Origin of the sequence: Nonomuraea sp. NPDC050790 (assembly GCF_044456745.1) — a bacterium.
Taxonomy (GTDB): Bacteria; Actinomycetota; Actinomycetes; order Streptosporangiales; family Streptosporangiaceae; genus Nonomuraea.
Genome location: NZ_JBITGF010000009.1, coordinates 216,684 through 238,894 on the forward strand (window position 1 = coordinate 216,684; position 22,211 = coordinate 238,894).

The 22,211-nt window shown below is 72.2% G+C and carries 24 protein-coding genes; 13 read left to right on the plus strand and 11 right to left on the minus strand.

Features of this window, described 5'->3' with window-relative positions; translation table 11 throughout:
* Positions 1–7: 7 nt before the first annotated feature.
* The gene (locus tag ACIBEJ_RS39770) at positions 8–907 is read right to left on the minus strand and encodes a carbohydrate kinase (protein WP_397188122.1); all 900 of its coding nucleotides are present in this window, start codon (positions 905–907) and stop codon (positions 8–10) included.
* Between the two features lie 131 nt (positions 908–1,038).
* Here ACIBEJ_RS39770 and ACIBEJ_RS39775 point away from each other — a divergent pair, with 131 nt between their 5' ends.
* Entirely contained in the window at positions 1,039–1,746 is a 708-nt protein-coding gene (locus ACIBEJ_RS39775) for a hypothetical protein (RefSeq protein ID WP_397188123.1), read from the plus strand.
* On the opposite strand, the gene ACIBEJ_RS39780 is transcribed toward ACIBEJ_RS39775, so the two are convergent.
* Positions 1,728–3,095 (minus strand): MFS transporter, encoded by a 1,368-nt coding sequence (locus ACIBEJ_RS39780; RefSeq protein WP_397188124.1) that lies wholly within the window; start codon positions 3,093–3,095, stop codon positions 1,728–1,730. The two genes, ACIBEJ_RS39775 and ACIBEJ_RS39780, sit on opposite strands and share 19 nt — an antisense overlap.
* 128 nt (positions 3,096–3,223) lie before the next feature.
* Between ACIBEJ_RS39780 and ACIBEJ_RS39785 the strand changes: the two genes are divergently transcribed.
* Positions 3,224–3,889 (plus strand): hypothetical protein, encoded by a 666-nt coding sequence (locus ACIBEJ_RS39785; RefSeq protein WP_397188125.1) that lies wholly within the window; start codon positions 3,224–3,226, stop codon positions 3,887–3,889.
* A gap of 1 nt (position 3,890) precedes the next feature.
* Here the strand turns inward: ACIBEJ_RS39785 and ACIBEJ_RS39790 are convergent, their stop codons facing one another.
* Entirely contained in the window at positions 3,891–4,613 is a 723-nt protein-coding gene (locus ACIBEJ_RS39790) for a siderophore-interacting protein (RefSeq protein ID WP_397188126.1), read from the minus strand.
* A 69-nt stretch (positions 4,614–4,682) separates the two neighbouring features.
* Here ACIBEJ_RS39790 and ACIBEJ_RS39795 point away from each other — a divergent pair, with 69 nt between their 5' ends.
* On the plus strand, positions 4,683–5,378 hold the full coding sequence (locus tag ACIBEJ_RS39795; RefSeq protein ID WP_397188127.1) for a TetR/AcrR family transcriptional regulator: 696 nt from the start codon (positions 4,683–4,685) through the stop codon (positions 5,376–5,378).
* Here ACIBEJ_RS39795 and ACIBEJ_RS39800 read toward each other — a convergent pair.
* Positions 5,375–6,394 (minus strand): ROK family transcriptional regulator, encoded by a 1,020-nt coding sequence (locus ACIBEJ_RS39800; protein WP_397188128.1) that lies wholly within the window; start codon positions 6,392–6,394, stop codon positions 5,375–5,377. The genes ACIBEJ_RS39795 and ACIBEJ_RS39800 overlap by 4 nt on opposite strands.
* Positions 6,395–6,454: 60 nt before the next feature.
* Here ACIBEJ_RS39800 and ACIBEJ_RS39805 point away from each other — a divergent pair, with 60 nt between their 5' ends.
* Positions 6,455–7,612 (plus strand): MFS transporter, encoded by a 1,158-nt coding sequence (locus ACIBEJ_RS39805; RefSeq protein WP_397188129.1) that lies wholly within the window; start codon positions 6,455–6,457, stop codon positions 7,610–7,612.
* Here ACIBEJ_RS39805 and ACIBEJ_RS39810 read toward each other — a convergent pair.
* Positions 7,609–8,913: an FAD-binding oxidoreductase gene (locus ACIBEJ_RS39810; protein WP_397188130.1), complete on the minus strand. Its 1,305-nt coding sequence runs from the start codon at positions 8,911–8,913 to the stop codon at positions 7,609–7,611. The two genes, ACIBEJ_RS39805 and ACIBEJ_RS39810, sit on opposite strands and share 4 nt — an antisense overlap.
* A 57-nt stretch (positions 8,914–8,970) precedes the next feature.
* On the opposite strand from ACIBEJ_RS39810, the gene ACIBEJ_RS39815 reads away from it, so the two are divergent.
* Positions 8,971–9,789: an SAM-dependent methyltransferase gene (locus ACIBEJ_RS39815; RefSeq protein ID WP_397188131.1), complete on the plus strand. Its 819-nt coding sequence runs from the start codon at positions 8,971–8,973 to the stop codon at positions 9,787–9,789.
* Here ACIBEJ_RS39815 and ACIBEJ_RS39820 read toward each other — a convergent pair.
* Positions 9,778–10,416 (minus strand): YoaK family protein, encoded by a 639-nt coding sequence (locus ACIBEJ_RS39820; RefSeq protein WP_397188132.1) that lies wholly within the window; start codon positions 10,414–10,416, stop codon positions 9,778–9,780. The two genes, ACIBEJ_RS39815 and ACIBEJ_RS39820, sit on opposite strands and share 12 nt — an antisense overlap.
* 59 nt (positions 10,417–10,475) lie before the next feature.
* A complete protein-coding gene (locus ACIBEJ_RS39825) occupies positions 10,476–11,936 on the minus strand; it encodes an MFS transporter (protein ID WP_397188133.1) in 1,461 nt (486 codons plus the stop codon).
* A gap of 139 nt (positions 11,937–12,075) precedes the next feature.
* Between ACIBEJ_RS39825 and ACIBEJ_RS39830 the strand changes: the two genes are divergently transcribed.
* Entirely contained in the window at positions 12,076–12,819 is a 744-nt protein-coding gene (locus ACIBEJ_RS39830; RefSeq protein WP_397188134.1) for a peptidylprolyl isomerase, read from the plus strand.
* Between the two features lie 6 nt (positions 12,820–12,825).
* Here the strand turns inward: ACIBEJ_RS39830 and ACIBEJ_RS39835 are convergent, their stop codons facing one another.
* Positions 12,826–13,905, minus strand: coding sequence for a PucR family transcriptional regulator (locus ACIBEJ_RS39835; protein ID WP_397188135.1), 1,080 nt, complete (start codon positions 13,903–13,905; stop codon positions 12,826–12,828).
* 90 nt (positions 13,906–13,995) lie between these two features.
* Here ACIBEJ_RS39835 and ACIBEJ_RS39840 point away from each other — a divergent pair, with 90 nt between their 5' ends.
* The 3 genes from ACIBEJ_RS39840 (at position 13,996) to ACIBEJ_RS39850 (ending at position 17,697) form a co-directional block, all read left to right on the plus strand.
* Positions 13,996–15,147, plus strand: coding sequence for an alpha-hydroxy-acid oxidizing protein (locus ACIBEJ_RS39840; protein WP_397188136.1), 1,152 nt, complete (start codon positions 13,996–13,998; stop codon positions 15,145–15,147).
* On the plus strand, positions 15,144–15,926 hold the full coding sequence (locus ACIBEJ_RS39845; RefSeq protein ID WP_397188137.1) for a class II aldolase/adducin family protein: 783 nt from the start codon (positions 15,144–15,146) through the stop codon (positions 15,924–15,926). Before ACIBEJ_RS39840 ends, ACIBEJ_RS39845 begins: the two co-directional genes overlap by 4 nt.
* A gap of 133 nt (positions 15,927–16,059) precedes the next feature.
* Positions 16,060–17,697, plus strand: a complete 1,638-nt coding sequence (locus ACIBEJ_RS39850) for a hypothetical protein (RefSeq protein WP_397188138.1) — start codon at positions 16,060–16,062, stop codon at positions 17,695–17,697.
* Between the two features lie 5 nt (positions 17,698–17,702).
* Here the strand turns inward: ACIBEJ_RS39850 and ACIBEJ_RS39855 are convergent, their stop codons facing one another.
* Genes ACIBEJ_RS39855 through ACIBEJ_RS39865 form a run of 3 tightly spaced genes read right to left on the minus strand, consistent with a single transcriptional unit; the run spans position 17,703 to position 20,619 of the window.
* Positions 17,703–18,125 (minus strand): MarR family winged helix-turn-helix transcriptional regulator, encoded by a 423-nt coding sequence (locus ACIBEJ_RS39855; RefSeq protein ID WP_397188139.1) that lies wholly within the window; start codon positions 18,123–18,125, stop codon positions 17,703–17,705.
* A complete protein-coding gene (locus tag ACIBEJ_RS39860; RefSeq protein WP_397188140.1) occupies positions 18,122–19,582 on the minus strand; it encodes an MFS transporter in 1,461 nt (486 codons plus the stop codon). The genes ACIBEJ_RS39855 and ACIBEJ_RS39860 overlap by 4 nt, the downstream gene beginning before the upstream one ends.
* 26 nt (positions 19,583–19,608) lie before the next feature.
* Complete coding sequence (locus tag ACIBEJ_RS39865; protein WP_397188141.1) at positions 19,609–20,619, minus strand: hypothetical protein; 1,011 nt, start codon at positions 20,617–20,619, stop codon at positions 19,609–19,611.
* Positions 20,620–20,752: 133 nt separating this feature from the next.
* On the opposite strand from ACIBEJ_RS39865, the gene ACIBEJ_RS39870 reads away from it, so the two are divergent.
* From ACIBEJ_RS39870 to ACIBEJ_RS39885, 4 genes are all read left to right on the plus strand, one after another.
* Positions 20,753–21,037 carry a hypothetical protein gene (locus ACIBEJ_RS39870; protein WP_397188142.1) on the plus strand — a complete coding sequence of 95 codons (285 nt, stop codon included), beginning with the start codon at positions 20,753–20,755 and terminating at the stop codon, positions 21,035–21,037.
* Positions 21,034–21,342 carry a hypothetical protein gene (locus ACIBEJ_RS39875; RefSeq protein ID WP_397188143.1) on the plus strand — a complete coding sequence of 103 codons (309 nt, stop codon included), beginning with the start codon at positions 21,034–21,036 and terminating at the stop codon, positions 21,340–21,342. The genes ACIBEJ_RS39870 and ACIBEJ_RS39875 overlap by 4 nt, the downstream gene beginning before the upstream one ends.
* 83 nt (positions 21,343–21,425) lie before the next feature.
* A complete protein-coding gene (locus ACIBEJ_RS39880; protein ID WP_397188144.1) occupies positions 21,426–22,016 on the plus strand; it encodes a TetR family transcriptional regulator in 591 nt (196 codons plus the stop codon).
* Positions 22,013–22,210, plus strand: coding sequence for a ferredoxin (locus tag ACIBEJ_RS39885; RefSeq protein WP_397188145.1), 198 nt, complete (start codon positions 22,013–22,015; stop codon positions 22,208–22,210). Before ACIBEJ_RS39880 ends, ACIBEJ_RS39885 begins: the two co-directional genes overlap by 4 nt.
* Position 22,211: the final 1 nt, after the last annotated feature.

Sequence of the window (22,211 nt, forward strand, 5' to 3'; positions counted from 1 at the left end):
GCTTCCCTCAGCGGTGCCGGGGCAGGTCGGCGCCGGCGACCGTGCAGGTCAGCGCGGCCACCTGGGCGCCGAACGCGGCGGCCGCCCGCGCCGTCCCCAGATCCAGCCCGTCCAGCCGCCCGCCGAGGTGGTCGCGCAGCCGGTGCAGAAGCCCGGCCGTGAACGCGTCCCCCGCGCCCACCGTGTCCACCACCTCGACCGGCACCCCCGGCACCGCGGCCCGCTCCCCGCCCAGCGACACCAGCGCCCCCTCGGGACCGCGAGTGACCACGACCAGCCGCACCCCCTGCTCGTGCCACCCGTCACAGGCCGCCTCCAAGGAGGTGCCGGGCAGGAGAAAGTCCAGATCCTCCTCACTGAGCCGCAGGATGTCGGCATGGCCGGGCAACCGCGCCAGATAAGCCGCCCGACCGGCGAGGGAAGGCCGCACGTTGGGATCAACCGAGATCGTCACGTACGGCGCCGCATCCGCCACGAACCCCGCCACCTCCCCCGCCCCAGGCTCCTTGACCAGCGCCAACGACCCCGTGTGCAGACAGGAGACCCCACCCAGCAGCTCAAGCCTGAGCTCACCCGGGCTCCACTGGAAGTCCGCCGCCCCCTCGGCGTGGAAGGAGTAGACAGCCCGCCCCGCGTCGTCGAGCGAGGCGACGGCCAGCGTGCTGGGTTCGGCCGCCGCGACGACAGCCGAGACATCCACCCCGGCCCCGGCCAGCCGCTCCAGGAACAGCCGCCCGAACACGTCACCCGAGATCCGCCCCAGAAACCGGGTATCGCTCCCCAGCCGGCCGAGCGCGACCGCCGTGTTGGCCGGCCCGCCACCGGGCAACACCCGAAGCGCCAGCTCCCCGCGCCCCGCCCCCTCCGCGAACGCGTCCGCGACGCACTCCCCCAGAACCGCGATCACCGAACCTCCCGAGGTTGCCGCTGTGCGGTGGGCCCAGTATTTCCCCTGCGCACGAAAACCGTCGCGACCACGCCTCCGGGCGTCCTGCCCCACGATTGCGGGCCCGGGTCGCGTCCCAGCATGATGATCCGATGCGCCCGCCGTACGTTGTGAGCCGTCAGGACAGGCGTGTCCTGGACGTGGTGTCCGTCGGGGTCACCGTAGGGGTCGTCTGCTGGGGCGCCGTCGGCGCGTGGACGGCTCTCACGACCATGAACTATCCGTGGAACGTCTGGATACCGTTCGCCAACGGGGCCAGTAAGGGCGCGCTGCTGGGCCTGCTCGCCGCCGCCGCCGTGCTCGTGGTCTCGATCAAGGGCTTTCCCGCCGGATGGCGGTGGTCCGTGCTGGTGGTCGCGTTCATCGGGGGTGCGCTGTGGGGGACGATCCGGGATCTTCTGGGTCCGCCGGCGCCGGCTGTCTCTTTCCTGGAGCCACTTTCCGGCGAGCGGTGGTACGGGGCGACGATGCTGCTGCACTGGATCGGCAAGGTGGCCGCGCCCGCCGCCGTGTGCGCCGTGGTCCTGACGCTGGTGGCGGGCCGGCCGTACCGGAAGGCGCAGTCGGTCGCGGCGGGTGCGGCGCTCATGGCCGCGGGTCTCGCTCTGGTCCTGCTCCCAGTGATCGCCACGATGCTCGTGCCCGAGGTCACCGGCAACGGCGAGCACGCCAACGAAGGCGTTTGGGCGCAACTGCGCTGCTGGGTGGTCGGCATCCCGGTGTTCCTGGCCGGGCTGGTGAGGTTCGCCTCCCTTCAAGGCGAACGGCGCGTGGTGGCCGGTCACACCGGGGCGGGGTGAGATCTGCGGCGGTTGGAGAACACGGTCGCGGCGGCCGTCGCGGCCAGCCCGACGAGGAGGAGCAGGGCGGTTTGGGTGGCGGTGGTCCAGCCGTGGTCGGCGGTGGAGAGGAAGACGGTGCCGGTCAGGGTTCCGCCGAGGACGCCGCCGGTCTCCTGGGCGGTGCCCAGCACTCCGGCTGCCGCCCCGGCCCTTCGGCTGCCCACTCCTGACAGGACGGTGGAGATCAAGGGGGACATCAGCAGGCCCATTCCGGCTCCTACCACGGCCAGAGCCGCGGCTATCAGGTACGGCTCGCCCGCCCCCACCGCCTGGTGGACCAGTCCCAGCCCGGCCACGATGGCCAGGGCCCCGGGCACGGGACGGCCCCGGCGGAGTGAGGCCAGGAAGAAGCCGGCGTTGAGGGCGGTGAAGACGGTTCCGGCGGCGAGCGGGCCCAGGCCGAGGCCGTCCTGCAGGTAGACGGCGAGGATGAAGGACAGGCCCGCGGAGCCGCCGAACAGCAACGCCACGGCCACCAGGCCGGACGCGAAGCCGGGCTCGGTGAACACGCGCAGGTCGAGCAGGGGTTCGGGGCGGGTGCGCTGGCGGGCCACGAACGCCGTGAGCAGCGGCGCCGAGGAGCCGAGCAGCAGCCAGGTCCAGAGCGGCCAGCCGAGTTCCGGCCCCTGCACCAGCGGCAGGACGATCGCCGCCAGCCCGGCCGCCACCAGGAGGGCCCCTGGCACGTCGAGTGTCCTGGCCCTGGACGCACGCGGGATCTCGGGGAGCACGGCTCTGGCCATGAGCAGGGCGGCCACGCCGATGGGCAGGTTGATGAGGAAGGTGGCGCGCCATCCGAGGCCGCCCAGGTCCGCGGCCATCAGGAGGCCGCCGACGACCTGTCCGCTGACTCCGGCCACGCCGGTGGCGGTGCCGTACCAGCCGAAGGCCCTGGCGCGGTCGGAACCCGGGTAGAGCGCGCCGATCAGCGTGAGGACCTGCGGCGCGAGGAGCGCGGCGGCGCTGCCCTGCACGACGCGGGCCACGATCAGCGCGAGGATGTCCCAGGCGAGCCCGGCGGCGACGGAGGCCAGCGTGAACAGGACGAGGCCGATCATGAAGACCCTGCGCGCCCCGTAGAGGTCGCCGAGGCGGCCGGAGATGATCAGTCCGGCGGCGTAGGCGAGGCCGTAGCCGCCGAAGACGAGTTGGGTGGCGGCGGGGCCGGCGGCGAGGTCGGCGCGGATGGAGGGGAGGGCGACGTTGGCGATGAAGAAGTCGAGCGTGGTCACGAACACCGCGACCAGCACGACAGGTAGAGGCAGCCAGCGGCTGGGGCTGCGTACGGCTGGGCCGGCGAGGACCACGACGTCTCCTGGGGCGAGAGGGATGAGCGGTGGTTGAACACCGGCCCGGTCGAACCGGTTTCACCCTGCTACCGCCCGGTTCGGATCCCCTGCCGATCGGCTACGGGTCGCGGCATAATCACCCCGTAATGCCGAAACTTCGTGAGTTCGCTGCTGAAATCGCGCCGGTCGTCGACGCCGCCCACGTCAACTTCCACGCCGCCGCCCGCCTCGCCCCCGGCCTCCTGAACGACCTGCGCCACACGCTTCCCCTCCGCCCCCTGACCAGGGCGAACCTGGCGACGATCTACCGCTACGCCACCGACCTGGGCGGCGAGGTGGCCGCCCACCTGGCCGACGGCTCGCTGAAGGAGGACGGTTCCGGCGCCCTCCACCTGACCCCCAAGGCCGCCGCCCACGTCGAGACGCTCTACGCGCACCACGCCGAAACCGCCGCCAGGATCTGGCCGGGCGTGGCGCATCTGGCCATCCAGGTCGGCAGGATCCTGGACGCCGCCCCGAGACTGCCGGGCGGCGCGCTGGAGCTGATGGCCCCGCCCTACGAGCCGCCGGGCGCCCCGCCGGGCCTGCTGCTGTTCAACCGGCTGGCCGCCCTGCGCTACAGCCGGGCCGACGCCCACGCCGCCGCCTGGCAGGCCGCGGGCCTGACGGCCGGGGAGGTGGTGAACCTGCGATCCGGCCCCCTGCACGCCGAGATCGAGCACGCCACCAACGTGGCGGCGGCCGAGCCGTACAGGATGCTGACGGAGCGGGAGCGCGCCGACCTCCTCACCGGCCTCAAGGCGCTGATCTGACTCAGTGCAGCCCCCTCTTGCCCGGGGTCCAGAAGGGCTTGACCTTGATCGAGGTACGCGCCCAGTTCCGCTCGCGCACCAGGTAGTCGCGGACCATCTGGCACGTCCTGGCCTCGCCGGCCACGTAGGCGGCGCCGGTGTTGCCGGGTAGGTCCAGCTCGGCCAGGCCGGCGAGCAGGGTGGTGGAGGACACAGCGGGCGCCCCGCGCCGGTGGACGCGCCGCAGCGGATGCTCCCCCGGCATCGGCAGATCGTGCTCGGCGTTCTCGCTCTCCAGCACGCCGTACACCTGGGCCGACGGCCCGAGCCCGCGGATCATCGGCCCGAACGCGGCGCTCGCGCTCTCCTCGCCCACGAACACGTGGAACGGCGCCTCGCGGGTGAAGAAGTCGCCCTGCGGCCACCACAGCGTGACCGCCGCGCCCGGCCTGGTCTCGCGCGCCCAGGTCAGGCCGATGCCGTCGCCGGGGTAGTCGTGCACGCGCAGCTCGATGGCGCGCTCGTCGAGCTCCCAGATGGTGTAGGTCCTGAGCGTCTCTCCCGGCCGCAGGATGCCGGGAACCGACAGCGGGTCGTTGATCTGAACCCTGACGTGCTGACCCGGCTGGTACGGCAGCGCGATCGGCTCCCCCGCCACGAGCCTGATCCGCCGCATCGATGGCGTGACCAGCTCGTTGTCGGTGACCGTCGCCTCGACCGTGTAGCGGGCGAAGTACTTCCGCATCACGTCTCCTTAATGCCGATAAGCTACCTTAGAGTCATTAAGCAAACATAGATGCTCTAGGATGTCAACGTGGGAAGCACGAGGCGGGACAGACTCCGGCAGGCCACCCTGGCCGAGATCCACGCGGCGGCCCGGCGGCTCCTGGTGGAGCAGGGATCGGGCGCGGTCACGATCAACGCCGTCGCCAGGGAGGTGGGCATGAGCGGCCCCGCGCTCTACCACTACTACTCCGGCCACGACGAGCTGATCGGCGCCGTGACCGCGGGCTTCTTCCGCGAACTGGCCGAGGCGATGGAGTCCGCCAGGGACAAGCACGCCGACGGGTCGCTGGAGACGCGCATCCTGGAGACGTGCCGGGCCATGCGCGCGTGGGCGGTCGCCCATCCGGCGGAGTTCGGCTGGATCTTCGCCAGCCCGCCGAGCCCGCCCAACCTGCTCCCGGAGTCACCCCGTTACCAGGCCGCCCACCGCTTCGAACTGATCTTCAGCGAGCTGGTCGCGGAGCTCTGGCGCACCAGGCCCTTCCCCGTGCCCGACCTCGCCGACCTGCCGCCCTCGCTGCAGCGGCAACTGCGCGACTACTCCGCCGCCGTCGGCGGCGCGCTCCCGCCCGCCGCCGCGCACGTCTTCCTGTCCTGCTGGATCCGCCTGTACGGCCTGCTGTGCATGGAAGTCCTGCACCAGCTCGACTTCGCCTTCACCGACCTGACCCCGGTCTACGAGGAGTGCCTGCGCGAGCTGGGCGAGAAACTGGGCTTCCGCTAGCCGAACACCTCGTCGCGGGCCAGGTCCAGGGCGGTCAGCACGGCGCCTTCCAGGACGGCGTTGCCCTCGACGGTGCTCGGCCGTACCCGCGTGGGCGCCGGGGAGAGCGCTGCGACGCGCTCCTCGACCAGCGCGGCCAGTTCCTCGCCGCCCTGCCTGCCGATGCGCCCGCCGAGCACGACCAGCCCGGGGTCGAGCACGGCGACGATCGTGAACACGCCCTTCGCGATGCGGTCGGCCAGCGAGGAACCGTCCGACGTCTCGACCGCGCGGCAGAAGGTCGCCTCGTCCAGCCCCAGGTCGAGCGCGCCGATCTCGCCGGCGCCGCCGGACATGCCCCGGCGCAGCTTGCCGCCCAGGACCACCGCGCCGCCGACGCCGTCGTCCAGCCACAGGAGCACGAAGTCCGCGACGCCGCGGGCCGAGCCCTTCCCGTGCTCGGCGATGGCCGCGAGGTTGGTCTCGTTCTCCAGCACGACCTGGACGCCCAGGCTCCGCCGCAGCTCGCCGAGCAGCCCCGGATGCCAGCCGCGCACCCGGCTGTCGCTGGCCAGCGCACTGGTCAGCGCGCTGGTCTCGGGGTGGACGAGTCCGGGCAGGCCGAGCACGACCGCCTGCAGCCGCCGCCCGCCCGCGGCCTGCGCGACCGCCGAGGTGATCATCTCGTGCAGGTCCGCCGACCCCTCCCGTACGGCGGTGCCGACCTCCCGGCCGGCGAGGTCGGCCACGGTCACCCGCAGGCCGCTGGAACGAACGTCCACCCCGGCCACGTGCGCGCAGTCGGCGACCAGGCCGTAGACCCTGGCGTTGGGCCCGCGCCGGTTCTCGCCCGACTCCCCGGTGACCTCGATGAGCCCGGCGGAGCGGAGCCGTTCGACCAGGTCGGAGACCGTGGGCCGGGACAGGCCGGTGATCTCGCGCAACTGCGGCGCGGTCAGCGGGCCGCGTTCGAGCAGAAGGTCGAGGGCGAGCCGATCGTTGATGGCGCGGGCCATGGCCGGGGTCGCGGTCTTCACGAGCCCATGATAGCCAGGCCACTCTTTTCATCAGGAAGGCTAACTGTTAATTTCTCGTCTGTGACCAACCATCGCGCCATCGCCCTCGTGTTCGCCACCCACGGCGCCGTCGCGGGCAGCCTGTCCACGCGCATCCCCTGGCTGCAGGACCACTTCGCGCTCACCCCCGGCATGCTCGGCCTGGTGCTGCTCTGCCAGCCCATCGGCGCCTTCATCGGGATGCCGATGGCCGGTCGGCTCGCGTACCGGATCGGCGGGCGGCGGGCCACGCGCATCCTCATCGCGCTGTGGTGCGTGCTGGTCGTGGCGCCGGTGCTCGCGCCGGGGCCCGGCTGGTTGTTCGGGGCGTTCCTGCTGCTCGGCGCCGCCGCGGGCACCAGTGACGTGGTCATGAACGCGCACGCCGTCGTCCTGGAGCGCGGGCTCGGCCGCTCGATCATCGCCGGGCTGCACGGCATGTGGAGCGTGGGCAGCCTCGCCGCGGGCGGGCTCGGCGTGCTCGCCGCCCACCTGGGCGTCGACGCCCGGCTGCACCTGGCGGCGGTCGCCGTGCTGCTGCTCGCGGTGAGCGGGCTGGCCGGGCGCGGGCTCCTGCCCGACCAGCCGGCCGCCGCGGACGAGCCCGCGCCGCGCAGGTTCGCGCTGCCCACGCGGGCCATCGCCGCGATCGGGCTGGTCGGCTTCTGCGGCACCTTCGCCGAAGGCGCCTCCGCCAACTGGGCCGCCGTCTACGTCACCCAGGTCACCGCCGCCGCGCCCGCCGCTGCCGCCGCCACCTACACCGTCTTCATGCTCTTCATGGCCGGGACCCGGCTGCTCGGCGACCGGATCGTCGGCCGGTTCGGCGCGGTCGCCGTCGTGCGCGCCGGCGGGGTCGTCGCCGCGCTCGGCGGGGTCCTGGTCGTCGCCGGGCGGACGACCTGGGTGTGCGCGGCGGGGTTCGCGCTGATCGGGATCGGGGTCGCGGTCTCCGCGCCACTGGCCTACGCGGCGGCGGGCCGTACCGGAAGCTCGCCCGGGGAGGGGGTCGCGGGCGTGACCACGATCACCTACCTGTCGAGCCTGATCGCGCCCGCCGTGATCGGCGGGGCCGCGGACGTCCTGTCCTACCCCGCGGCCTTCGCCCTGATCATCGTGGCCGTGATCCTCATGGGCGTCCTGGCCGGAGCCCTGCGCCCGCGCCCCGCCCCCGTCGTGCCGGAGCCGTGCCGGTCCTAGCCGAGCACGGGGTAGTTCGCGCGGAAGACGCCCTCGGGGTCGCGCGCCCGCTTGATCGCGCGCAGCCGCTGGAGCGTCTCCTCGGAGAACGCCGCCGCCGCGCTCTCCCCCGCCGCCAGGAAGGTGTACGGCTTGCGCCCCGTCACCCGCCCGCCCAGCGCCGCCACGATCCGCTCCTGCTTGTCCCGCGACGCCGCGGTGAGCTCGGGACTGATCGCCAGCCCCAGCAGATACAGCAGGTACGGCTCCGCCACCGCCCCGCTCGCGCCCTCCCCGCCCTTGGCCAGCGCCCCGCCGAGCTGCCTGACCTGGACGTTGATGAGCGGATCGACCGGCTCGGCGAGCAGAGCGGCCACGGCCTCGTCGTCGAGCCCGGTCAGCAGTTCGCCTCGGGAGACCCCGGGGGACGGGTTCGTCGGCTCGTTGGTGATCACGCCCAGCTCCGCGGCCGGCAGCGGCCCCCGGCTGTCCGACAGCGCCCCGCCGATCTCGTCGAACCTGCCCAGGAGCCGCCGCCCCTCCTCCGCCGAGCCCAGGAAGGCGGTGCTGATGCCGACCATGGGCGGCGCCGACGGGAACTGGACCCGGTTCAGCCAGATCGACAGCTCGTCCGGCGCGTACTCGACGACCTCGCGGAAGGCCGCGAACACCTCGGGGGCGCGCTCGTCCGGCCACATCACGCTGCCGCCGTAGAGCTGCGGCTCCGGGTGGAGCGCGAACTCGACCGCGGTGACCAGCGCGAAGTCCCCGCCGCCGCCGCGCAGCGCCCAGAACAGGTCCTGGTCGGAGTCGGCGGTGACCCGGGCGGGCGTGCCGTCGGCCCGCACCACGTCGAAGGCCAGCACGGCGTCGGCGGCCAGCCCGTACTTCCTGCTGAACCAGCTCAGTCCGCCGCCAAGGGTGTAGCCGGTGACGCTGACCAGCGGCATGCTGCCGGCCAGGCCGGTCAGCCCGTACTCGCCCGCCGCGGCCTGCACCTGGCCCCATCGCGCGCCGGCGCCCACCCTGGCCAGGCGGCGCTCCGGGTCGATCTCCACACTGTCGAGGGCGGCGGTGCGCAGGAGGATCACGCCGTCGGTGTCGCCGGAGGCGCCGTGGCCGCTGGGCTGGGTGGCGATGGTCAGGCCGGTCGTGGCGGCGTGCCGTACCAGGGAGGCGACGTCCGCGGCGTCGGCGGCGTGCGCCACGGCAGCGACCGGCTGGTCCACCGCGAGGTTCCAGGGTTTGCGGGCGGCGTCGAAGTCGTCGTCGCCGGGCAGCAGGACCCGGCCCTTGATCACATCACGCAGATTGCTCGTCATAGTCTCTATGACGTAACCAGAGGGGTGATCGTAACCATCCGGACCTAAGATTTACTCATGTCGGCTGGCGAGCACGTCCCGGGCATCGATCCACACACGCCGAGCGTCGCCCGAATGTACGACTTCTACCTCGGGGGCAAGGACCACTTCCCCGCCGACCGGCAGGCGGCCGAGAAGATCGTCCGGCTGGTGCCCGAGATCACCCACATCGCCCGCGCCAACCGCGACTTCCTCATCCGCGTGGTCCGCGTGCTGGTGGCGGCCGGGATACGCCAGTTCGTCGACATCGGCACCGGACTGCCCACCCAGCAGAACGTGCACGAGGTCGCGCTCGGCGCCGCCGCCGACTGCCGGATCGCCTACGTGGACAACGACCCCATCGTCCTCACCCACGCGCGCGCCCTGCTGGCCGACAACACGCGCACCATCGTCGTCGACGCCGACCTCCGGGATCCGGAGACGATCACCGGCCATCCGGAGATCCGGGCCCACCTCGACTTCGACCGGCCGGTCGCGGTGCTGCTGTTCGCGATCCTGCACTTCGTCCCCTCCGACCTGGAGGCGGCGGCGATCGTCGCCAGGCTGCGCTCGGCGGTGGCCGGCGGCAGCTACCTCGCCATGTCCCACAGCTACGCCGGCGACCTGAGCACCGAGACGATCCGCGCCGGGCAGGCCGTCTACCGCTCGTCCTCGACCGGTTCCATCGTGCCGCGCGGCGTGGACGCCGTCCGCTCCTTCTTCGACGGCCTCGACCTGCTCGACCCCGGCGTGGTCCCGGTCGACTGCTGGCGTCCCGAGTGGGAGGAAGAGCACGAGCCCGACTTCGGCAGGCCGGGCCTGCTCGGCGCCGTGGCCCGCTTCCCCTCAGCCGGATAGCCGCACCAGCACCGCGCTCACGGCGGCCAGCAGGACGGCGGCCACGGCCAGCGCGGCGGCGTCGCCCGCGTGCAGGTGCAGGAATCCGCCGGTCAGCGCGCCGGAGAACATCGCGGCGATCGAGGCCGCCCGGCGCCGGTTGGCGGTGCCCGGGGAGTCGGCGACCAGGCCGGTGAGCGTGGTGGTCAGCACCGTGGTGGTCAGGTCGGGGATGCCGGTGTGGCGTACCGAGGCGTTCTGGACGCCCATGCCCAGCGCCAGCAGGACGATCACCACCGCGTCCGTACCGGGCCCGGCCAGGACCAGCATGGCCGCGACGACCAGACCCGTGTGGACCATTGTGAACGCCGCGAACGACACCCGGCCCGCCACCCGCCCCGCCGTCCACGCCCCGAGCGCGAACGAGGCGATGGCCAGCGGCGAGGCCCACAGGCTCAGCTCCTCGACCCCCGCGAGCGCGAACCCGACGAAGACCACGTTGCCCGTCATGTTGGCCACGAACACGTTGCCCAGGCCGAGGAAGCTGACCGAGTCCACGATCCCGGTCACCACGGTGAGGACGACGAGCATGGCGGGCAGGACCCCGCGGTCCTCGCCGGGGAGCAGCCAGGCGGCGGCACTCTTCATCGCACCGCAGGCTAACCCCGGGGCCCCGCCGTACCCGGGCCCGACACGCGCGGTCGGGCTCAGTGCAGGAGAACCGCCTCGGGCCCCGGCCTGCGGTCGCGGATGACGAGGAAGGCGAGCAGGGCGGCGGCCGCGACGCCGATCGCGCTCAGCGTGAAGGCGCTGGACATCGCCGTGCTGAAGGCGTCACGGGCGGCGAGCGCCAGAGCGGGGTCGCCGACGGCGAGGGCGTCGCCGATGGAGTGCTTGGCCGCGCCGGGGGCTCCGGCGGGCAGCGCCGCGGTGTAGCCGGAGCTCAGGACGCTGCCCAGGACGGCGATGCCGAGCGCCGCGCCCGCCTGCTGGATGGTGTCGTTGAGCGCGGAGCCGACGCCGGCCTGCTCCGGCGGCACGGTGCCCATCAGCGCGGCGATCGCGGCCGGCATGGCCAGCCCGCCGCCGGCGCCCAGGACGAACAGGGCGAGGGCCGTCAGCACGAACCCCGAGCCGGTGCCCAGCGTGGCCAGCAGGCCGAAGCCACCGGCCATGACCAGCATGCCCACCGCGATCAGCGGCCGGTTGCCGACCTTGGCGCCCAGCGCGGCGCCGAGCACGTTGAACAGCAGGGAGGAGATCGCCATCGGGATGAAGGCCAGCCCGGCCGCGGTGGGCGTGTAGCCGAGCACGTACTGCAGGAACTGGGTCAGCACCAGCAGCAGGCCGCCGTTGCCGACCTGGACGAGGGTGAGCGACAGGCTCGCGCCGGAGAAGGTGCGGTTGCGGAAGAGCGCGAGCGGCACCATCGGGTACGGCGTGCGCAGCTCCCACACCACGAAGGCGGCGAGGCAGAGAACGGTGGTGACGAGGCTGACCACGTTGAGGCCGTGGGGCAGTTCGATGATGGTCCACACCAGGGCGACCATGCCGACCGCGGACAGGATCGCGCCGAGCGGGTCGGCCTTGGTGGCGGGGCCGCGGGACTCGGGCATGAGGACGAGCGCGGCGGCGATGGCGATTACGGCGATGGGGACGTTGATGAGGAACACCGCGCCCCACCAGAACCAGGCGATCAGCGCGCCGCCCAGGACCGGGCCGCCGACCAGGCCGAGCATGGCCACCGCCGACCAGGCGCTCATGGCCTTGCGCCGCTCCTCCTCGTCGAAGACGACGATGAGGATCGACAGCGTGCTCGGCATGATCAGCGCGCCGCCGACGCCCATGACGGCGCGGGCGGCGATCAGCGTTCCCGGGTCGGTCGCGAAGGTCGCGGCCAGGGAGGCCAGCCCGAACAGCGCCAGCCCGATGATCATCACCCGGCGGCGGCCGTAGCGGTCGGACAGGCTGCCCGCGGTGAGCAGGAGGCCGGCGAAGACCAGGATGTAGGAGTCCAGGATCCACTGGGCGTCCTGGGCGGTGGCGCCGAGGTCGACAGCCAGTGAGGGGATGGCCACCGTGAGGACCATGTTGTCGATGACCAGCACGAGTGTGCTCAGGCACAACACGATGAGGATGAGCCACCTGCGGGGGTTGCGGGCGTCCATTGGGGGTTTCCTCCAGTACGTCGTTCCCTAGATGCGCACACTGTACTCACGGGGAACAGTGTGCGCAACCCGGAGCACTGTCGACGGCTCCGACTTGACGCCCTAGGGTTGATCCGTTGACAACCCCTGTGGAGGACAGATGTCGCTCGCACGACTCGCCTTAACCGCAGCGGCGACGGGCTCGCTGGTCGCGCTCGCAGCCACCCCCGCCTCGGCGACTTCGGCGGCCTCGGCCGCGGACCGCCCGCCGAAGACCACCAAGGGCCCGTGCGCCTACACCCAGACGCCCGACGAACCGCCGGCCCGCCGCGTGCACCTGCCGCCGGACCCGCGCCGCACCCCCACCCGCCCGGTCTCCGCGGTCCTGGAGACCAACCACGGCGACATCCGCCTCACGCTCGACCCGGTCAATGCGCCGTGCACCGTGCAGAGCTTCGTCCACCTGGTCAGGCACCGTTTCTACGACCGCACCTCCTGTCACCGCCTGACCGCCTACGACCGGCTGAAGGTGCTGCAGTGCGGCGACCCGAGCTTCACCGGCGAGGGCGGACCCGGCTACAAGTACAAGGACGAACTGCCCACCGACCTGCCGCCGTGGCCGGGCGACCCGACCGGGGTGCGCAAGACGTACGCGCGCGGCCTGCTGGCCATGGCCAACGCCGGGCCCGACACCAACGGCAGCCAGTTCTTCCTGGTCATCGGCGACTCCGGCCTGGCACCCAACTACACGGTCTTCGGCACCGTCGACGGCCCCGGCCTGGCCGCCCTCGACCGGATCGCGGCCGGCGGCATCCAGCCCACCCCCGGCGGCCCGACGCCGCCCGTGGACGGCAGACCCGTGCTCCCCGCGGACATCAGGGACGCGCGCATCAGCCGCCGCTGAGTCCGGCTACCTGCGGACGTAGACGGTCTCCAACGCGAGGAAGAGCTCGGCCGCCTGCCGGGGATGGTCCACCGTGCGGCCGGTGAGCTCCTTCACCCGGCCCAGCCGGTAGCGGACGGTGTTGCGGTGGCAGAACAGCGCCTGCGCGGTGCGCGCCGTCGAGCCGCCCTCCGCGAACCACGTGTACGCGGTGGCCAGCAGCGCGTCCCGGTCGTCGGCGGGCAGGTCGAGCAGCCTGCCGAGGACCCTGCGGGCCAGGTCGTCGGCCGTCTCCAGGCTGCTGGCGACCAGCGTGGCCACCGGGCGGTCGCCGTAGTGGCAGACGCCCTCGCCCGGCGGCGCCGCGGCGAGGGCCAGCCGGGCCAGCCGCAGCGCCGCCGCGGTCTGCGAGATCTGCTCGTAGGCGGGACTCACCCCGTAGCGCCCGCCCCGCAGCGCGGGGAACGCCGCGTTCTCCGGCAGCGACAGTACGGCCAGCCGTTCCGTCGGCAGGTGCCGCCACACCGCGGCCGGCGGCATCCCCGCGCTGACCTCCGCGGCGATCACGTGGAAGCGCCCCCGGTGCGGCAGCCCGAGCGCGTCGGCGCTCTGCCTGATCCGCACCGGATCGGTGCCCAGCAGCGCGTCGAAGAGCACGTCCCGGTCCCGTCTGGCCCGCTGGTCGCGCTCGGCCTCCACCTCGCGGTAGGCGGTGCGGATGGCCTCCGACATGAGGTCCAGCCCGAGCCACATCTCGCTCGCGCTGGCGATGAGGATCGCGTGCTCGTCGTCGCCCGCCTCGGCCACGAAGCTCTCCCACAGGAACTGGGTGCCGACCCGGTAGCTGTGCAGCAGCGCGGCCAGGGGCACGCCCCGCTCGGCGCGGCGGCGGGCGTTGGCCTCGGTGGAGGCGGTCGAGATCTCCGCGCGGCCGGACAGGTGCGTGAGCGAGAGGCGCAGTTGCTCGGCGCAGACCGCGGCCAGGTCGTCCGGCGGCACCACGGCCAGTTCGGCCTCCGCCGCGCGCACCCGCCTGGCCAGCTCGCCGCCGAGCTCGTCCACCCGCTCCAGCAGCCGCGCGCTCAGCGCCGCGAACCTGGGATCCACCCTGCCCATTGTGCCACCACACAATGAGCAGAACCGGATTCGCGACCGCTGAACGTTGCCCGCCGCCGGCACTGCGGACAGGCTGGACGGGTGGCCTACTCCGACTTCCAGCTCGAGATCTACCTCAACGGCCTGGCCGACGCGCTCCCGCCGTACTCGGTGGATCCGGCCAAGCTCCAGGAGACCGCGCACGGTCTGCTGGAGGAGGGCCCCTACTGGTACGTGGCCGGTTCGGCCGGCACCGGTGAGACCGACGCGGCCAACCGGGCGGCGTTCGCGCGGCGCGCGATCGTGCCCAGGATGCTGCGCGAGGCCACCGAACGCGACCTGCGCACCGAACTGTTCGGCCGCACCTATCCGGCGCCGCTCGCGCTGGCGCCGATCGGCGTGCAGTCGATTGTGCACCCGCACGGTGAGCTGGCGACCGCACGGGCCGCCGCCGCGCTCGGGCTGCCGATGATCCTGAGCACCGCCTCCTCGCACACGCTGGAGGAGGTGGCCGAGGCGGGCGGGCCGCGCTGGTACCAGCTCTACTGGCCGCACGACGACGAGATCACGCTCAGCCTGCTGGAACGGGCGCGCAAGAACGGCTACGACACCCTCGTGGTCACGCTCGACACCTGGACGCTGGCCTGGCGGCCCAACGACCTCGACCGCGCGTACCTGCCGTTCCTGCGCGGGACCGGGCTCGCCATCCCGCTGTCGGACCCGGTCTTCCGGTCACGGCTGGAGCGGCCGGTCGAGGAGGACCTCGACGCGGCGATCATGACCTGGGCGCCCCTGTTCAACGGCCGCGCCCACACCTGGGACCAACTGCCGCTGCTGCGCGAGAACTGGGACGGGCCGATCGTCCTCAAGGGCATCCAGCATCCCGACGACGCCCGGCGGGCGGCCGACGCGGGCATGGACGGCGTGATCGTCTCCAACCACGGGGGCCGCCAGGTGGACGGCGCGCTCGGCTCGCTCGACGCGCTGCCCGGCGTGGTCGCGGCGGTCGGCGACCGGATGACGGTGTTGTTCGACTCCGGCATCCGTTCGGGGGCGGACGTGGTCAAGGCGCTGGCGCTCGGGGCGCGGGCCGTACTGCTTGGCCGTCCTTATGTCTGGGGGCTGGCGTGCGGCGGTGAGGACGGCGTGCGGCACGTCGTGCGCGCGCTGCTGGCCGACCTCGACCTCACCCTCGGCCTGGCGGGCTTCCGCACACCCGCCGACCTCGACCCGTCGATCCTGGAGGAACGATGAACCTGGAGCCCATCCCCACCGAGCAGTTGTCCTTCCCGCTGCCGGCGAAGTTCGAGAACGTGGCCGACGAGCGGCGCCACCGCCAGGAACGCCTGGTCGCGTCGCTGCGGCTGTTCGGCCGCTTCGGCTTCGAGGAGGGCGTCGCCGGGCACATCACCGCCCGCGACCCCGAGCACACCGACCATTTCTGGGTCAACCCGTTCGCGATGTGCTTCAGGCACATCAAGGTCAGCGACCTCATCCTGGTCAACCACGAGGGTCAGGTCGTCCACGGCCGCCACCACGTCAACCAGGCCGCGTTCGCCATCCACGCGATGGTCCACCAGGCCCGCCCCGACGCCGTCGCCGCCGCGCACTCCCACTCCGTGTACGGCAAGGCCCTGTCGTCACTCGGCACCCTCCTCGAACCGCTCACCCAGGACGCCTGCGCCTTCTACGAGGACCACGGCCTGTTCGACGACTACACCGGCGTCGTCGTGGAGACCGAGGAGGGCCGCAGGATCGCGACGGCGCTCGGCTCGTACAAGGCGGTCGTCCTGCGCAACCACGGCCTGCTGACCGTGGGCGACTCGGTGGACGCCGCCGCCTGGTGGTTCATCACGATGGAGCGCTCGTGCCAGGCGCAGTTGCTGGCGAAGGCGGCGGGCCCGACCGTGCGGATCGACCACGACCAGGCCAAGCTCACCCACGGCCAGATCGGCAACGACTTCGTCGGCTGGCTCAACTTCCAGCCGCTCTACGAGCAGATCGTCCACACCGAGCCCGACCTTTTCGACTGAAATTTCCCCTTAAGATCACCGCATAACCACTCGCCTCTGGGCCACCGTCCGCCGCTACCGCTTCGGCAGGACGGCCGCCGCCATCGCCACGTTCTACCTGGTCGCCGGGGCCGTCGTCCTGGCGGGCTCCGTCGTGTCCGGCGACGACTGGGATCTGGGCTGGTTCTGGGGCTTCGGCATCAGAGACCGCCACACGCCGGTGGTTCTCGTGCACAGCGGGCTCCATGCCTGGATGTTGTGGCAGGTGCTGCGCGGACCGGCGCTGCCCCGGGCGGAGCGCCTGCCGCCGGGCGTGGCCTGGCTGCGGCGCCTGCTCTATGCGGGGATCGCCGGAGACCTGCTGCTCTGGTCCCTCGTCGACATCCTGTCCGACACCGTGGCGGACCTCGGGGAATCGGCTCTGTGGATCGCCACGGTGGTCCTGCTGTTCCGCGTGATCTCGGGCATCCCGGCGTGGTTCCGGGTGGTGGCCGTCGCCCTCAGCCTGGCCGGCCTCGTGTCGGACCTGTTCGGCCGTCTGCCCCCGGTGGGCATCGTCCTGCACACGGTGGCGGGCTCCGCCTTGACGGTGATGATCCTCATCGGGCAGTTCCGGGACGGTCGCTGGAGCGCCGTCACGATCGGCATCGGGCAGATCAGCCTCATCCCCCGGCTGATCTTCCCCCTGATCATCCTCAACCACGGCCTCGGCGAGCTGTACTTCAGCGGCCTGGCGACCCTGTTCAACGCGCTCGGCGTCTTCTTCACGGTGTGGATGGCACGGACCGCGCACGAGCTCGCCCGTCCCGACGCCGCCGTGCGGCCCGTCGTGGTCCGCGCGCCGAGGGTGTACGTCGCGTTCGTGCTCGCCCTGCCGGTCCTCGTGGTCGGCTCCGAGGAGAGCGCCCGGTTCAGCTTCACCCCCGCGCCGGAGACCTGCCCCGCCTACGCCGACCCGCGCGACGCGTTCCTGTGCCTGGCCAGGAGCGAGGAGAACGCCGTCAGGGCGCCGATGTTCCCCACGGACCAGCCTGACCAGCGCGTCCTGGCGCACGGCGCCGACCTGTGCGCCTTACCGACCGCCGACGAACGCCAGGCCCGCCTCGATGCCGTGGGCGGCTCGGCCGAGCCGCAGGCGCTCGCCACCGCCCTGGAGTTCCTGTGTCCGGGCATCCTCGCCCGGCAGAAGGCCGACGAAGCGCGCGTACAGGCTGAGCACGACCGTGTGCGCGAGCGTGAACAGGCCGAGTGGAAGGCCTACCTGGCCAAGAAGAACGCGCGCTGCTCCGACCCGTGGCGCAGGCAACAGGCCACACGGCAGGGCAGTGCCGCTTATCTGCTGTTCGAGGGCGGTGGCTATGCGGTCTTCGACGACCGGGACGAGGGGGCCGGTGAGGCCGCCGATATCTTCAAAGCCATCGACGACGGCTTCATCGACGCCGTGGGCACCAGCGCCTACATCATGACGTTCGGCGAGAACGAGCCGATGTGCCTCACGCTCAAGGCGTTCAAGAAGGCGCCGCCGCTGCGACTCAAGGGCTGGGACAAGGTGGTCGAGGTGGGGATCGCCAGCCGTACCGGACGGCTGGTGGTGCCGCCCTACCCGGATTGGGGCGACAGCGGCGCGATCGGCCCGCTGCCGAACCTGGCCGTGACCGGGCCGGGGAAGTACCGGATGCGCGTGTACGCCCGCGAGTTGCCCTGGGACGACACCGACCCCGACGCCCCCGCCGAGGAACACCTCATCGTCGTCTACCCCGGCCGCTCCACCGAGAAGATCACCTGGCGCTGACCGGTTCAGGTGCGCAGGCTGGTCAGGATGCGGTCGAGGCTGGCCAGGTCGTCGGGGTCCAGGGCGAGCAGCGAACGGGGCGGGCGGGCCAGGATGCGCTCGGCGGCCTCGGCGGCGGCCGTTCCCTCCGGGGTCAGGGTGACGATCTTGATGCGGCGGTCGTCGGGGGAGACGCTGCGGGTCACGTAGCCGCGTGCCTCCAGGTCGTCCACCATCAGCGTCGTGTACGGCTTGTCCGTCGACAGCTCGGCGGTCAGCTCCCGCATGGTCATCGGCCCGGACAGCAGGCGGCGCAGCGCCTTGACCCGGAAGAAGCTCACGCCCAGCGTCTCGGCCACCTCTTTGCGGCGGTCCTCCTGCCGCAGGACGATGTCGTACATGGTGGTCCACACCCGGGCCACCGCCTCCTGGTCGAGGGTGTCGCTCATGCGGCGTCCGCCGTTCTTTCGGGAGCTTGGGCGAGCCGTTCCGCGGTACGGGCGGCGCTCCGGCGGGCCCAGCCGGTCGTGGTCAGGATACCGAGCAGCGCGATCGCGAGCCCGCAGCCTGCGACGATCCACCAGCCGACGCGGCTGGCCGAGGGGAACCCGGCGGCGAACGGCCCCGCCACCGCCGAGGTCACCAGCGAGCCGATGACCGCGACGCCGAGCGACTGCCCGATCTGGCGGCTGGTAGAGGCCACGGCCGCGGCCACCCCTGCCTGCTGGCGCGGCATTCCGGACACGGCGGTGTTGGTGATCGGCGCGTTCAGCATGCCGAACCCCAGCCCGAACAGCACGTACGCGGCCATGAGCCGCCAGGTCGGCGTGTCCGCCGTCAGCCCCGTCATGATCAGCCCGCTGGCCGCCATGGTCGCTCCGGCCAGCAGCAACGGCACCCGGGGACCGGCGTTCGCGACGATCCGCCCCGACAGCGGCGAGCAGACCAGCGTCAGCCCGGCCATCGGCAGCGTGTAGAGCCCGGCGTGCAGGGCCGACAGCCCCAGCACGTCCTGGAGGTAGAGCGTGTTGACGAACAGGAACCCGCCGAAGGCGGCGAACCCGCACACCGCGGTGACCGTCGCCCCGGTGAACGGCGCGCTGCGGAAGAAGCGCAGCTCGATCAGGGGTTCGGTACGGCGCAGCTCGTACGTCACCAGAAGGACGAGCGCCAGCCCCGCGACCGCGAACCCGGCGACCGTCCACGGCGACCCCCACCCCAGCGACGGAGCCTCGATCAGCGTGAACGTCAGGACGGCCAGCGACACGATGACCAGCACCTGCCCGACCGGGTCCACCCGGCGCGGCCGCGGCGCGCGCGACTCCGGCACGAACAGCGCGCACAGCACCAGCGCGGCCAGCCCCACCGGGATGTTGATCCAGAAGATCGCCCGCCACCCGACCGTCCCCACCAGCGAGCCCCCGACCAGCGGTCCCAGCGCCATGCTGACCCCGACCACGCCACCCCACACCCCGATGGCCCGCGCCCGCTCGCGCGGCTCGGTGAAGGTGTTCGTGATGATCGACATGGCGACCGGGTTGAGCATGGAACCCCCGACCGCCTGCAGCGCCCGCGCCGCGATCAGCCAGCCGAGGCTGGGCGCGAGCGAGCACATGAGCGAGCCGAGCGTGAACAGCACCAGCCCCATCTGGAACGTACGGCGCCGCCCGATCCGGTCACCCGTCGAACCGGCCAGCATGAGCAGGCTCGCCAGCACCACCGTGTAGGCGTCGATGATCCATTGCAGGCCGGACAGGGAGGCGTGCAGGTCGCGCCGGATGGAGGGCAGCGCGATGTTCACGATCGTGTTGTCGAGGCCGACGATGAACAGGCTCGTACAGCAGATGGCCAGGACGAGCATCCGCCGCCGCGAACTCAGCCCGGGACGCCGACTGGTTATAGCCATAGAACGATTATATTCGCATAACTAACCTATCGGACGTTCCAGTCCTCCTTCCGCGGCGGGTAGGCGAAGGTCTGGACCTCGGCCCAGTCCTCCCCCACGACGCGGTAGTCGTGCGCGGCCTCGCTGGCGGCATGGTCACGGCCGACGTCGACCGTGTCAGCGACCGACCAGACGCCGCCGACCCGGTGCTCCACCGTGTAGAGGAACTCGTTGTAGCCCGAGGCGGACACCGACGTGTTGACCACGGTGAGCGAACGCCGTCCCGCCGTCAGGTGCGGCGGGATGGCGACGACCTGGTTGCGCCACTTGTAGACGCCGTCCTCGAGCAACGGCCGCCAATGGCCCGCCGGGGTCCCGTTGACGGTGATCGTGGCATGTTGCAGGCCCACGCCCACGTCCAGGCGGCGGATCAGGCGTACACCGGTGTTGGCGGGGTCGACGGTCACGGTGAACCGGCTCGACCCGCCGAGCGGGAACGCGCGGCCGTCGTCGCTGACGACCTGGGCGGGCACCACCCCACGCTCAGGCTCCCCCTCCCACCGGGCCACCACCACCAGAACGGCCCCCGCCGTCACCAAGGCCAGCGCCGGCACCACCCACCGCCAGGGCTTTCCGGCAGCAGGCGGCGCCTCTCCCGCCCTGGCTTCGACGGCCGGAGGCGTCACTTCCGCCCTGGCTTCGACGGCCGGAGGCGTCACTTCCGCCCTGGCTTCGACGGCCGGAGGCGCCTCTTCCTCCTTGACCTCCGCGGGCAGCCGCCCGATCCGCACCCGATCCCAGGCCCGCTCCCACTCCGGAAGCTGATCATCAGGAACCCGGCACCCGCGCAGAAAGGCCATCATCACCGCCTTCTTGGGAAAGCGCCGACCCGCCAGCATGTCCGCACAGGTCGTGCGAGGCAACCGCGCCCCACCCGCCCGCTCGGCCCGCGTCTCAAGCTCCCTGAGCGACACATCGGCCCGCGCGAACTCCTCGGCCAGCAGCCTCGCCAGGTCCTCGTGGCTGGTCACCGACTCCAGCCCGCCCCTATCGACCACGACAGAAAGTGTACGAGCGATCGCCGAGCGTGTCCGGGATCGGCCGAGTCCGTCCGAAGCCCTGTTGGACACCTGGTCGGGACGGCTTGTCTGACATCAGCCACACAGGCGAACCGAACAGGAGACATCCACCATGCGCGTACGAAGCACCCTCGTTGCCGCCCTCATGGCCGCCGGAACCCTGGCCATCCTCACCAGCCCGGCACAGGCCGACCCGAACTGGCCCTTCCCCAACGACTGCGACCAGAAGAACTACAGCAAGTACATGAGCTGGGGATGGCGCCAGGGCCGGATCGACTTCACCTACGACCACGTCGACAACAACATCCACAACTTCTACCGGAGCACCTGGCGCGACACCGGCGAGAAGGTCGGCAACGGCTGGGCAAGCTGCGTCAACCCCGGCCAGCGCCCATGAGACTCAAACTCGCCCTCCTGGCGCCCCTGCTCCTCCTCACCCCCGCGGACGCCCAGGCCGCGACCACCTCGTCCGGCCCGTGCTACGCGATCGAGATCGTGGTGGGCGACCAACGAGGAGCCCGCTCGGTCTGCCCGCCCCAGACCTGGACCCACTGGCACCAGGTCCACGTACGCTGCTCGTACATCGCCGAATACACCGAAAGCGGCCCCATGACCGGCGGCACCGGCGTGTCCCAGGCCCTGTGCCCGAGCAGCCACATCGTCCGCCGCTTCTGGAACACCCAGGGCCCCGACCACCCCTAACCCCACCCCGGACGGGCCCACCACGGGCCCGTCCGGATCCCGGAGGGCTTGACGTATCAAATGAACAATCTTTTAATTCGGGCATGGGCCGCATCGCCGGCGTCACCGCCGCCGAGACACGTCAACGGCTGCTCCACGCCGCCGCCGACGCGTTCGCCGAGCGCGGCTACGACGGGACCAGGGTGGCCGACATCGCCGCCGCCGCCGGGGTCAGCAACGGAGCCCTCTACGCCCACTTCGGCTCCAAGGCCGACCTGCTCGTCGCAGCCCTGCGCGCCCACGGCCCGCGGCTGCTGGCCGAGCTGCTCACCGCCGAGCCGGAACGTTCGATCACCGATCTGCTCCTCATCGTCGGCGACCGGCTGCCCCATCGCCGGGAGGCCGCGGGGTACCTGATCGTCGAGGCCCTGGTCGCCGCCCGCAGGGACGAGGAACTGGCCAAACCCATGCGCGGGTACGTCGGCGAGCGCGCCGACTGGCTGGCCGGGCTGGTGGCGGTGGCCCAGGGCGCAGGGGAGATCGACTCCGACCTGTCCCCCGACGCGCTCGCCCACTTCTGCCTCCTGCTCGCCATGGGCAGCGCCCTGATCACCCCCGACCTGCACGCCGTCGACGCCGGGGAGTGGACCAAGCTCCTCGCCCGCGTCGTGACCGCGCTAGGAGCACAGCAGTGAAAGTCCACATCAACGCCGAACGATGCCAGGGCCACGGGCGCTGCTACGACCTGTCGCCGGAGCTGTTCACCGAGGACGAAGAGGGCTACGGCCAGATCTCCGGCGACGGCCTGGTGCCCGGTGGCGCCGAGCCTGCCGCCCACCTCGCGGCGGCCAACTGCCCGGAGCGCGCGATAGCCGTACAGGAGGCGTGAG